The organism is Caulobacter sp. GW821-FHT10A10 (assembly GCF_059415745.1).
The window spans coordinates 1-12778 of the sequence record NZ_JBWKNV010000004.1; the positions used below are offsets into that span (position 1 = coordinate 1).

At 65.6% G+C, this 12778-nt stretch carries 7 protein-coding genes; all 7 read right to left on the reverse strand.

Annotated elements, in window-relative coordinates:
- A partial coding sequence (locus AC07NS_RS12175) for an SPM autocatalytic domain-containing protein (RefSeq protein ID WP_494603502.1) occupies nt 1–5363 on the reverse strand: 5363 nt, incomplete at its 3' end.
- 346 nt (nt 5364–5709) lie between these two features.
- Nucleotides 5710–6786 (reverse strand): hypothetical protein, encoded by a 1077-nt coding sequence (locus AC07NS_RS12180; protein ID WP_494603504.1) that lies wholly within the window; start codon nt 6784–6786, stop codon nt 5710–5712.
- Between the two features lie 557 nt (nt 6787–7343).
- A complete protein-coding gene (gene ssb / locus AC07NS_RS12185; protein WP_494603506.1) occupies nt 7344–7877 on the reverse strand; it encodes a single-stranded DNA-binding protein in 534 nt (177 codons plus the stop codon).
- A 160-nt stretch (nt 7878–8037) separates the two neighbouring features.
- Nucleotides 8038–8427 carry a hypothetical protein gene (locus AC07NS_RS12190; protein WP_494603508.1) on the reverse strand — a complete coding sequence of 130 codons (390 nt, stop codon included), beginning with the start codon at nt 8425–8427 and terminating at the stop codon, nt 8038–8040.
- Between the two features lie 17 nt (nt 8428–8444).
- Nucleotides 8445–9128 (reverse strand): hypothetical protein, encoded by a 684-nt coding sequence (locus tag AC07NS_RS12195; RefSeq protein ID WP_494603510.1) that lies wholly within the window; start codon nt 9126–9128, stop codon nt 8445–8447.
- Nucleotides 9129–9195: 67 nt separating this feature from the next.
- On the reverse strand, nt 9196–12036 hold the full coding sequence (locus AC07NS_RS12200; protein ID WP_494603512.1) for a hypothetical protein: 2841 nt from the start codon (nt 12034–12036) through the stop codon (nt 9196–9198).
- Between the two features lie 107 nt (nt 12037–12143).
- Nucleotides 12144–12698 (reverse strand): UDP-4-amino-4,6-dideoxy-N-acetyl-beta-L-altrosamine N-acetyltransferase, encoded by a 555-nt coding sequence (pseH, locus tag AC07NS_RS12205; protein WP_494603513.1) that lies wholly within the window; start codon nt 12696–12698, stop codon nt 12144–12146.
- Nucleotides 12699–12778: the final 80 nt, after the last annotated feature.

Consider the following 12778-nt stretch of genomic DNA (forward strand, 5'->3'; position numbering starts at 1 on the left):
TCGCTGGTCGCGCCCGGCTTGTCCTGCACGAACGACAGTTCCGACAGCTGGTTGATCGCCCCGTCGCCGTTGCGGTCGACCGCCAGGAAGCCGTCGGTCGGACCCACCCAGCCGATCTGCGAGATCCCGCCGCCGGCCGTCCTGACCACCACGCTGGAGCTTTCCACCGTCGACAGGTCCAGCCCGTCGCCGTCCAGGTCCAGAGCGATCGGATAGGCGTAGTCGTAATTGTAGGTGATGCTCTGGGTCCAGGCGATGTCGAGCTTGCGCAGGTCGATCGAGGTCCCGCCGGCCAGGACGTATTCGACCGTGTTGAAGCTCTCGTAGAGGACGGTGTTGGAGTAACCGTCCATCATCACGTACTTGACGCCGCCGCCCTGGATCTTCACTCGATCCACGACCTGCGAGGCCGTCAAGGCTGTGTTGGTCAGGTCCTTGGCGCCGATGTAGAGGTCGTTGCCGACCACCTGGTAGATCACGTCCTCGGCCGCCACTGTCGAACCGAACACCAAAGTGTCCTCGCCGCCGGTGTCGATGATCGTATCGAGGTTGGAAATCACCTGACCGTTGGCGTCGCGAGCCCTGTCGTAGGCGAATTGGTCGTCGCCGCCAGAGGTGATGATCGTATCATCACCCCATCCCCCGACGATAACGTTCCCCTTGGTCTCCGACTGGCCGGAACCGGCCCCGTAGATGGTGTCGTTGCCATTGTAGCCGAAGATCAGGTCGGCGCGGTTGGCCCCGCCATAGAGCGCCGTGTTGGGATTGTCGTCGCCGGCCATGGCGTACTCGACGGCCGCGACGTCCAGTTGGCCCGACCCGTTCAGATCGACCGACTTCAGCCGGTTATTGCCCGCGACCGGATAGGCCCCCGTGTTGCCGTACATACGGATGACGTCGGCAGTGCCACGAATGCCGAAATCCAGCCAGCCGGTGGCGCCGCCGGCCGCCCCGATCCACAGGTCGTTGAAGGTGATGTTCTCGCCGAACTGGAACGTGTTCCAGCCCGTGTTGTCCTCATAGACGATGTCGGAGCCGTCGCCGCGATTGAGGACGTAGGTGTCGGCCCCCGCCCCGCCTTGCAGGATGTCGTTTCCAGCCCCGCCGATGAAGGTCTGGTCGCCATCGCCCCCCGACAGATTGTCGGCATAGGCCGTGCCGATCACCCCCTCGACGCCGATATAGGCGTGGCCGGCCGCCAGGCCGGCCGACCCGTAGCCGGTGGCCGAACCATTGGCGGCGCCCAGGTTCAGCGTGACGCCGCTGGTTCCCGTCGAATAGTCGACAAAGTCCCTGCCCTCGCCGCCGACGAACACGTCGTTGCCGGTCGTGGCCACGAACCAGTCGTCGCCCGCGTCGCCGTCCAGCCAGTTGTCGCCGCCGTCATAGCCCTTGAGCTGGTCGGCCGCCTTCGAACCGCGCACGGCTTCGAAACCGCTGAACACATCGCCCTCGGCGTCGCCGCCATAGGCCTCGCCCGCGGAAAGATCGACATAGACGCCGGCCGAAGACCCGACATAGCTGAGCCAGTCGTAGCCGCCGCCGCCATCCATGGTGTCGATGCCCGCACCGCCTTCGATCGTGTCGTTGCCGTCGCGGCCCCACAGCTGGTCGTCACCGTCCAGCCCCTTGAGCACATTGTCGCCCGTCGTGCCGTAGAGCCGGTCGGCATAGTTCGAGCCGGTGGCGTTCTCGATGCTCAGCAGGCCTTCGCTGGTCACCCAGGCGCCGGTGACCGCATTGGTGACGATCGCCGCGCGGCTGATCGGATTGCCGGCGGTGGCGTCGGGATTGCCGTTCCATTCCGGCGGCCTGTAATCCAGGTCGAAGGCCACGCCGAAGGCGAGGCGCTCGGCGCTGATCGTGTCCTGGCCGTAGGGGTCGCTGTTGGGGTCGCCATAGCCGCCCCAGAACCAGTTGAAGGTGGCGTCCTCGGCGATCAGGAAGGTGTCGTCTCCCTCGCCGCCTTGCAGGACTTCCGAACCCGCGTCATCGGCCAGGATGTCGTTGCCGACGCCGCCGTCCATGCTGTCGGTTCCGCCGCCGCCCGACAGATAGTCGTCGCCGGCCCCGCCGATCAGCGTGTCCTCGCCGTCACGCCCGATCAGCGTGTCGTTGCCGTCGCCGCCGTCGATGTAGTCGTTGCCGCCGCGGCCATCGAGCCAGTCCCAGCCGCTGCGGCCGTAGAGCTGATCGCCGCCCTGCCCGCCGACGAAGATGTCGTCGCCGCCGTCGCCCGAGGTCCAGTACGAGGTGTCGATCCACTCGTAGGAATCCCAGCCGTCCCAGCGGTAGTAGCCGTCCTCGACATAGACGGCGTGATTATCGTCGATCACCACGCCGCCCGTGGTCAGGCGCTGGTCGATGAAGTCGTTGCCCGACGTCGCAGCGCCCGGCGTGGTCAGCGTATAGCCGATCAGCGACAAGTCATCGATGTTGACCACCTCGCCAGGCGCCGTCCAGTTGGAGGTGGCCGCGCCGACATAGCGCGAGGTCGGCTGCGTGAAGAAGCCGAACGGATCGGTCCCACCCGGCGTCGCCACGAGCCGCAGCACCATGCGCCTGAACGCCGTGCCGGCCGGCGCGGTAGCCGTGCCGCTGATGGTGTTGAAGTTGACCAGGTTGCCCTGGTAGGCGCCGCTTTCCAGGCCCGAGCCGGCCATGAAGGCCACGCTCAGCAGGTTCATGTTGGCGTCGTAGAACTCCATGTACATCTGGGCCGCGCCCCGATGCTGGGCCGCCTTGACCGAGCCCTCGTAGACCGCCCCGGCCACCGAGACCATCGCCGCCGAGCGCGTGTCGATGATGGAACCGGCCGCCGGCGCGCCCGGCATATACATCCAGAAGACGTCGTTGCCGCTGCCCGACCAGTCGGCGCTCAGATTGACCCCGCGCTGCGGGTTGCCGACCTGATAGGTCGCCATGTCCCAGCCAGCCAACCCGTCACCGAAGCGGGCGTTGAGCACCTCGTTATCGCCCGGGCCGTCCTTGGACTGCGGCAGGATCGAAAACAGGTTGCTGCCAGTCTTGCGCACCTGGATCTCCGCACCGTCGCCAACGGCAAAGATGCGGATGTTCTCGTAGGACACCCCATGCCCCTTGGGATCGAAGCTGTCGATGAACCCGCGCAGGCCGCCGTAGAAGTCGGAGGTCGTGAACTTGTCGAGACCCAGTTCGCTCGCCCGCTGGAGCGTGATGATCCAGGGGTTGGCCATCACCTGATTTTCGAGCGCGAGGACGATCTTGTCGATGGTCGTCTTGTAGCTGTTGTAGAAGTTGGTCTCATCGGTCGTCAGGGCCGAGGGTCCATCGGCCTTGAGCTTGTCGATCAGCGCCTTGTGAGGCGGATGATCGTAGAAATCCTGCTCCCACTGAGTGAGGCTGGCATAGGCGCCGGTGATGAAGCTGTTCACCATCTCGCGGTTGTCAGCGTAGAAGCGGTAGTCGCTGGCGACCTGCAGGTCGCCGCTCAGCGAAGTCAGGTCGTTCGCCACCGACCGCGTGATCACGCGCTTGGCGAAGATGTCGCCGCCGACGATCTTGGTGTTGCGGATCGCCGTCAGCGTTCCGTATTCCACCGCCGCGTCGGCCGAGGCGAAGTTCGTCTGAACACCGTTGATCTTCACCCAGATCTGGCTGGAGGTATGGCCGTAGATCTGGGTCGTGCCGACGCCGTTCAGGTTGCTGACATAGGCCGTGGTGTTGGTGTAGGCGATCGAGCTGATCAGGCCGTTCAACGTATCGCGAGCCGTCGTCGCCATCGAGGTGACCAGCGAGCGGTTGCCGTTGTTGACCACCGTCACTGTCCCTAGCTCGTATCGAGCATATGGGATCTGCAGCACGGTCTCGGCGTTGGCGCTCGGGATCTTCGGCTTCTTCCTGCCGAACAGGTTGCCGATCAGCGCTCCCAGCACAAACCCGACGAAGGCGCCGATGCCCGGCGCGATGACGTTGAACGCCATCCAGGCGCCGACGGTCGAACCACCCGCGACGCTGCCGCCGAGCAGACCGGAGATATAGGTGCCGACGGCGATGCTCGCCGCGCTGCCCGAGGCTCCGACGCTGAGCGCGAAGACGCCGACCGCAGAACCGATCGAGGAGAGGGCCACGCCCGCCTGGGTCTGCGGCGCGACCACCATGGCGCCGAGCTTGGCGCCCAGGAACGCTCCCAGCGCGCTGGCCATCAACGTGCCGACGCCGTTGCCCGCGAAGATCTCGCCGGTGTTGAAGCCGTCGAAGATGTTGACGTTCGGGGTCGTCAGGTTGGAGATGATCTTCGAGGTCACCGTCGAGCCGGCGGTGTTGAACAGCTCCGCGCCGAACCCGTCCAGGCCCAAAGCCTCGCCGAGCGACATGGTCAACATCGAGCTGATTGAACCGATCGCCGCCGATTGCAGCCGCGCGGCGACATCCGACGCGAACGAGCCCTGAACGGCGGCGCCGACTTTCCCGGTGGCGTCGATATTGAGGCTGGCGCCGCTCGTGATCGACATCGCCAGGCGCTCGCCGACCTCGCCGAGGATCGATGAATAGACGATGCCTTTTATCTCGTCGCCGTCGGCGAGATAGTTGCCGAGCGACGAGCCGACGATCGAACCGATCATCCCGGCTTGGTACTGGAACTCGGCCGACGCCTGCAGAATCTCGGCGACGGACTTGCTTTCCAGGTTCTGGTCCCGGGCCTTCACGAACGCCCGATCCTTGGTCACGACAGTGTATGTACCATCCGCATTTTTAACATACACATCGATCTTGTTGGGATCTGTATTCGCAATTCCCGCCTCGTAGCGAGCGTAAACATCCATGATAAAAAACAGATCATGGTTTTTTATCGGATCTATAATATAGAAACTGCCACTTATTTGGATGGCGACATTCGGCAGAACCACGTAGTTCGCGGCGCTCTGAGCCATGTAATTGGGATGATTGGTGTCGAAAAACGTGACCACGTCCGTGGTCATGGTGATCACCGTTCCCTTGGCTCCGCTGAGGTCGACGCCATAGCGACTGGAGGCGTTTTCAAGCCCTGGGGCGTAGTAGGGCGCGACCATCGTCGAGTTGATGGCGAGCGTACTGCCCCGCTCGGCGGCCAGTTGCCGGATATAGGCGGTGGCGAACGCCGCCTCGTTCACGCCGATGGAATAGGAAACGAGCTCGATGCTCTGATAGCCGCCGCTCAGGATCAGTTCCTTGTTGGCGTCGATGAACGCCTTGGTGTCGGCGATCCGCGCGTCGACCCCCTTCGGATCGTTCGTACCCTGCGTGGCGTAACCCACAAGCCCCGCCTGCAACGCCTCGCTCTGGCCCAATTCATTGATCGCGCCCGGAACGGTGATGTAGAGCGTCTTCGTACCCGCTGTCACATACGAGTCCAACGCCATATCAAAGTAGATTGAACTGCGCGTCCCGCCCGCGCCATTATTGCTGGTATAAAGGATCGTACCGGACGCAAGCTTCTGACCAGTCTGGAAAGTCGAGACCGCAATCCGACTCCAGTTCCCGCCACCAACGCCGGAACTCCACGGATTGTTAGTTCCAGATTGATCCGCAATATTTCTAGCAGCTTGAGTGTACTCTAGAATAAGAAGCTTTCTCTGCGCCGCGCTAACGTTGACGGAATTCAACTCTGACGTCAGCTGAGACCACTTCTTTTTGTACATCTCTTGCTTGGCGCTAGCCATCTCGATCACCCGCCCCAAAGATCAATGTTCAAAACCAGTAATTTTCAACGATATGCGATGATTTCTCGAACGCCTGCGCCACCGGACCGACAAGCAGCGGGCGGCTGGACATCGCGATGAAGCCATCCCCAAGCCAGCCGTTCGACACGCTGGAAGCGAACAGCTCTCCGCTCGTCCGCACCTCCCGCTCCGCCTCCAGGCAGCCGTTCAGATCAGCCTGGCAGATCCGGTAGAGATCCTTGCCTATGGGCGTCGAGACCACGCCGGTGCGCGTCAACGGATCGAAATCGTCCCACTGCCCGACGACTGCGGTTCCAATCTGCACCATCTCCCCCGTCTCCACGTCGATCTGGAGGAGACCCGGCTTGGGGGCGCCCGGCGTGATCAGCTCGCGAGCGAAAAGGTAGGGCGCGAGCTTCGGCTGGAAGAACAGCATGTTCTCATCGCTGCGATGGATCACCTTCTCCTCGGTCGCGGTGACCCGGACCATTCGCGCGCCGACGCCGCCGGGCCGCAGGTCGCTTTCGAACTGCGTCAGGAAGAGAACGATCCGCCCTGCCTTGTCCCGCACGCAGACCTGCCCACCGATATTGGGAGGGCCGACATTGCGCGGGTTCAGGCCTTGCGAGGCCTCGACAGCGGCCTTGCCGCCCACATGCAGCGGGTCACGCCCACGCGGATCGTAGTCATAGGCCTTGAGCACCCCCGTCGCCCGGCCGTTCTCGCCGGGAGACACGAGCGCCGCGACGAAGCAGCCGTCGCGCGGGTTCAGGTAGATGGTGGAAAAGCGGAAGCCGGGCTCGGCCACGATGGGGCGGTCGAAGACCTCGCCCGTCCGGACATTGATCTCCCGGATGGCGGGCTGATCGCCCCCGCCCGGGAAATAGAGAAACATCTCGTCGCCCGACCGGTGCACGAACGGCTGCTCGGGCATCATCGACAGCTTCAGGTTCTTGATTTCGCCCGTATCGGTGGAAACGATGAGAACGGCGTCGGGCGAGCACACGAACACGACCTTGTTCAGCGCTTTGGAGTGAGCAATCGGTACGCAGTCCACGTACTTGCCCAGGCTGACCACCGTCGCATGGCCTTCGACGACGTTCACTTCTCTACTCATCACCGTACCGCACCCCCACGCCAAAGACACAAAAGCCGCGACCATCGAAGCCGCCGCCCCTCTCGATAGCCAGGTTCGCACCCTCTGGCCGCAGTCACGCAACCCCGGCTCTTGCAACCGTCGCATGCTCATCGCGCGCCCTCGCTTCGCGGGCCCTGCGGCTGTCCGTGTGGAATTTCGATCGAGAAGGCCATCGGCGCCTCGCCGCACATCGCAATGGGCGCTCCAACGGCGACGGCGTCGATGACTTGCAAGCCGACCGAGCCAGCCGACACGGCCGGCTCGACAGGACGGCGCGACCCGCGTCGAGCGCCGCACCTCACGAGATAAACGCCCCCAAGCGAACTGATCACGCAACGCCCCGCCAAACGAAACAAGCGAGACCTTAGCCAGCATCACTCAATGGTTGCAATTGAGAAGTGCCGCTTCGAATTGCGCATCCCATCAAATTCACGGAAGCGTCACGCGACCCAAGCCCACAAAAGAAAAACGGCCGGCTCCTCGCGGAACCGGCCGTCTTCAGATCCAGGCGCTCAGGCGAGCCCTTAGAACGGGATTTCGTCGTCCAGGTCGGCCGAGAAGCTCTCGCGCGGGCCGCTGGGCTGGCTGCGCGGAGCGCCGCCGCCGAAGTTGCCGCCGCCTTGGCCGCCGCCGTAGCCGCCACCGCCGCCCTGGCCGTAGCCGTCGTCATAGCCGCCCGACGGAGCGCCGGCGCCGGCGCCGTCGCCACGGCCGCCGAGCATGGTCAGTTCGCCGCGGAACTTCTGCAGCACGATCTCGGTGGAGTACTTCTCCTGGCCCTGCTGGTCGGTCCACTTGCGGGTCTGGATCGCGCCCTCGATGTAGACGGTCGAGCCCTTGCGCAGGTAGCTCTCGGCCACCTTCACCAGGTTGTCGTTGAAGATCACGACGCGGTGCCACTCGGTCTTTTCCTTGCGCTCGCCGCTGGAGCGGTCGCGCCAGGTCTCGGACGTGGCGATGCGCAGGTTGGCGACGCGGTCGCCCGAATTGAGGGTGCGGATCTCGGGGTCGGCCCCGAGGTTGCCGACGAGGATGACCTTGTTGACGCTGCCAGCCATTTGGCGAATGCCCTGTTCTCGCCCGGCGACCCTATGCGCCGGAATCTCGAGCGGAGACGTTAACGACTCAGCAAGGCGGAAATCAAGAATTGTTCACCAAACGTTCCTGTGAACAGAGAGCGGTTATCCACCGCCCTCTCCTCGCCTCTCGGAAACGGTCCTAGCGCGCCGGCAGCGCGCCCGGCACGGCCAGACGGCCGTCGCCCGTGCGCACCAGGGACATGAACCGGGCGCCTTCGTAGCTGTCGCCCAGATAGATGCCTTCGCGCTCCACGAAGATGAACTTGCCCTGGTAGGAGCCGGTCAGTTGCTCCCGCCGCAGGCCCATGCGGAGGAAGCGGATGCGCATGCCTTCCAGGGTCGCCGCACAGGTCTCCATGTTGGGCACGTTGCGCTCGACCGGGTTGAACTGCAGCGTGCCGTCCTTCTTCTCGATGACGTGGTTGCAGATTCCCTGGTCGAAGGGGGCCTTGGTCTGCTTGACGCAGCCCGACAGGCCGACCGCGGCGACGCCGAGGGCCAGAACGGCGGCGATGGGGGAAACGCGCATCAGAGAACTCCTTGCCATCAGCCGACGCTGGGAATGGCGCAGTTGGCGGCCTGCTCCACCACCAAGTGGAACGAACGGTTGTCGGACGAAGCCTCGACCCGGCCCGGCAGCAGCCGGAGGGTCTCGTCGCCCCAGCGGCCGTAGGTGGCGCCGCCCGGGCGCTCGCACTTGCCGGCGAACAGCTGCTGAATGCAGGCGTTCTGGGTGATCTCGCCCGGCAGCTTGTTCCACTGGCCGCCCAGATAGCGCTGGCAGACGGCCAGGGGCGCGCTCGGCGCCGAGGTCGCGCCCGAGGCGGCCGGGGTCGCCGCGGGCGTGGCGACAGGCGCGGTCACGGTCGGCGGCGGCAGCGGGGTCAGCACCGTGCCGGCCTGGTCGGCGGCCGCCAGGGCCCCGGTCTCGTCGACGCCGACATCGAGGGCGCCGGTGGCCACGCCGTTCTTCTTGGCGCACTCGGCCAGGGTGGTCTCGCCCACGAACTGGCCGCCGACGAAGCAGCGCAGCGGACGCGCCGGGTCGTTCAGCTTGGTGTCGTCCGAACGTCCGGTCTCGACGATCAAGCCGCCGCGCGAGGCCGGCGGATCCTCGGCCGGCTTGCGGTCCTTGCCGCCCATCAGCGTGAAGGCCACGGCCAGGCCCGCGATCACCGCCAGGGCCGCTCCGCCGCCCAGCAGCACGCGTCGATCTTTGAGAAGTTCCATGCCCCCTGGCTACGACGCGTCGATGACGGTTTCAAGCGTCACGGCGGCCGCGAAGGCCATGCGCGGCCTAGCTGCCGCCGGTCAGGCGGTCCAGCGCGGCCTGGTAGTTGGCGATCTGGTTGGTCAGATAGGCCGGGGCCGTGCCGCCGGTCTTGCCCGAGGTGGTGGTCGAGCCGTCGGCCTTCACCCCGTTGGCGATGTCGGCCAGCTCCCGATAGGCGTTGCGGATCGCCGCCGTGGCCGACTTCAGCAGGTCGGCCGTGGTGGCCCGGGCCGTCTCGTCGGACAGGTCCAGTTCGGTCGGCAGTTTCAGCCCGTAGACCGGCCCCTTGCCATCGGCCGAGACGGTGCGGCCGTCGTCGGTCTTGGTGTTGCGAACGATGCCCGAAGCCAGGCCCAGGGCGCTCAGCACATTGCTGTCGCCCTTGCCCGGCAGCACTTCCACCGTCGAGGTGTTGTAGGCCGGCGTGATCTTCAGCTTGCGCATGTTGCCGTCGCTGGAGATCGACACCTTGGCGGCGTAGCCCGAGGCCCGGCGGATCTTGTCGGCCAGGGTGTCGAGCGTGTCGTCAGCGCCGATGGTGATGGTGGTCAGCGGGCCGCGCTCGCGGGTGCGGATCTGGAAGGTGTCGCCCGGCCGCGCCGAGGTCGCCGACACGATCTTGTCCGACTGGGTGTAGTTCATCGTCCCGCGCGGCAGGCCGAAGATGTCGAGCGCGCTGGAGCCCGAGGCGTCGACGGCGATCGAGGTCGGGGTCGCGTAGCCGTCCTTGCCGGTCAGGCGCTGTTCCCAGGTGGCGTCGCCGGTGGCCATGTCGATCTGGGCGACGTAGCCGTCCTTGGTGCCGACCGTGGCCTGGCCCGCCAGATCCTTGCCGGCCGCGCCAACCAGCCAGACCTGGCCGTTGGAGACCGCCATGCCGGTGACCGTGTCGTCGCCTGTGCCGCCGTAATAGGCCAGGGTGTCGCCGGACGTGCTGGTCAGGTCGAGCGACATGCGGGCGACGAAGCCATCCGATCCGCCCGAGGCCGCCGACTTGACGTTGTTGACCGTCAGCGAGCCGTTGGTGGTGTAGCCGCCGACATAGAGCTGGCCGTTGTCGATGGTCAGGCCGGCGATGTCGCCGCCCTTCAGCGTGCCGAGGTCGCGCGTCGCGCCCACGGTCATGGTGGCGGCCTTGGTGTAGGTGACCGGCTTGGTCTCGTAGACGCCGGCCGAGTTCAGCGCCGTGCGGTTCTCGGTCACCACCGAAGTGGAGACGTCGAAGCTGCGCAGCATCGCCTCGCTGCCTTCCTTGGTGGCGACGATGACCTTGCCGCCGTCGACGACCATGCCCGAGACGGTGTCGTTCTCGGCGCTGCCGAAATGGGTGGTGAACAGGGCCTTGGGCGTGCCGGTGATGTCGGCCGCAAAGCCCGTCAGATAGTTGTCGTAGCCGCCCTGCGAGGCCGAGCCCGTGGCGCCGGGCAGGTCCGACTTGGTGCGGCCGGCCACGTAGACCACGCCGTCCTGGCCGAAGGCGACGGCCGTGGCCTCGTCTTCCAGCAGCCCCCCGCGACGGACCGTCCAGCTTTCGTCGCCGTTGGCGTCGTACAGCGACACGAAGCTGTCGGTAACCGTGCCGTTGCTGTCGGAGTTGATCGGGCCGTTGGTCGAGCCGGTCAGCGTGCCCGAGACCGAGCCGGCCACGGCCACCTTGCCGTCGTCCGACACCGCGATCGAATAGCCGGTGGCGGTGTCGGCCGCGCCCAGGCTGCGGGCGTAGAGCAGCTTGCCGGCCGAGTCGTACTTCAGCAGGGCGACGTCCTGGTCGCCCTTGATGGTCTGGCTCTCGACGCTCTTTTCGACGTCGGCCAGCACGTAGATCGAACCGTCGGGGCCGGTGACGGTCTTGTGGACCTTGGCGACCGTGCCTTCCAGGGTGTCGGAGAACACCTTGGTCCCGGCCGTCGTGGTCGTGCCGGCGCCGTACTTGGTCAGGGTGTTCTCGATGACCGCGTCGTCGGTCTTGGTGTCGTCGTCCGGATCCGGATCGCCCGCCTCGGTGGTGATGTAGACGGCGGGCTTGGAGACCGAGGCCGTGAAGTTCAGCTTCTCGATCGAGTCGCCGCGGATGCGCAGGGCGAAGTCGTCGCCGGTGGCCGGCAGCTTCACCGTCTGGCCGTTGACCGTGGTGGTGCGCGCCACGCCGGCCGTGCGCTCGACGGCGAAGGTGGTGTTGTAGCCGGCGGCCGAAAGCTTGTCGTTGAAGAAGCTGACCACGTTGGCCATGGTCCGCGGCTTGGAGCCCATCTCGGACAGGTCCATCTTCAGCGTCGTGGTCTCGCCGAACTTGGTGACCGCCATGTCGAAGCTGACGTCGCCCTTGAACTGCGGGACCTCGTCGTCGACCTGGCCGGTGTAGAGCGTGCTGGTGACGTAGCCGTAGACGTTCTTGGGGATGCCGACCGTCGACTTGTCGGTGGTCATGGCCGCGCCGGTGGTCAGGCGCATGTTCTCGCCGTTCAGGTTCTGAACGTAGTTGGTCAGCTCCGTCAGGCCCTTGGTCATCGCCGTCTGCAGGCGCTTGATCTCGCTGTCGGAGACGTTCTTCTCGCTGGACCGGCTGGCGATGGCCGTCAGGGTGTTCAGGGCCTGATAGGCGGTGAACAGCTTCTTGTAGTCGCCGGAGATGCCGGGCGAAGCCGCCTCGGCGGCGCCCTCGTCGATGAACTTGCGCCCGTTCAGCGCCGACTTCACCAGGTCGCTGGCCTCGGTGGTCACCGTGTTCCACGGCGCGGCCGGAATGGCTTTCTTGCTGGACGACGACGAGGTCGTCCCCGTGGTCGTCGCGGACGCAGTCGAGCCCGTCAGGCCGACCTTGGCCTGATAGTAGCTCAGCAGCGAACTGGTGTCGAAAGTGATCACGACAGCTTCCACGGAAGGCGCAATGCGCCACACAGCGGCAATCTACGGTTATGAACGCTGACGTTTCGTTAAGACGTGTAAATGAGAGCCGACCGCCGAGAGCAGCTTCAGGCGGCGATCAGGTGGGCGTCGCTGAGCGAGCGACGGGCCTCTTCGCGCAGGTCGGCCCATTCCTCGGCCAGTATGCCCAGCAGCACCACGTCGCGCGGCTCGCCGTTCTTCAGCACGTGGCCGCGCAGATAGCCCTCGCGGCGGAAACCCGAGGCGGACTGGGCCTTCAGGGCCGCGTCGTTGTCGGCCATGACCTCGGCGAACACCTTGTGCAGACCAAGCTCGCCGAAGGCGCGGTCCAGGCCCAGGACCTGGGCCGCCCGCCCTACCCCGCGTCGACGGGCGTCGGCGGCGCCGACGAACCAGTTCCAGCTGGCCCGGCGGTGATGCGACAAAAGGCCCGTCAGGGTCAGCAGGCCGGCCGGCGCGCCGGAGCGCACGATCATCCAGCCGCGCATGTTGGGATTGGTGCGCAGCGACTCGAACCAGGCGGCGTGCGCCTCCCGGCTGGGGAAGGCGGCGTCCGACATCCAGCGATCGACCTCGGGCTCGGCGCGCCACTGAAACAGCACCGCCTCGTCTTCGTCCTTCAAGTCCCGCAGTTCGATCATGCCGAGCGAATCCCCTTGCGCCGCGACGCACAGAGTAACCACGCAAAAAACGCCGGCCTAGGGAAAGACCGGCGTTTGTT

Coding starts and splice junctions, on each gene's coding strand:
- AC07NS_RS12190 (WP_494603508.1), bottom strand. CDS start 8,427: ATGCGCGTTTCCCCCATCGCCGCCGTTCTGGCCCTCGGCGTCGCCGCG.
- ssb (WP_494603506.1), bottom strand. CDS start 7,877: ATGGCTGGCAGCGTCAACAAGGTCATCCTCGTCGGCAACCTCGGGGCC.
- AC07NS_RS12195 (WP_494603510.1), bottom strand. CDS start 9,128: ATGGAACTTCTCAAAGATCGACGCGTGCTGCTGGGCGGCGGAGCGGCC.
- pseH (WP_494603513.1), bottom strand. CDS start 12,698: ATGATCGAACTGCGGGACTTGAAGGACGAAGACGAGGCGGTGCTGTTT.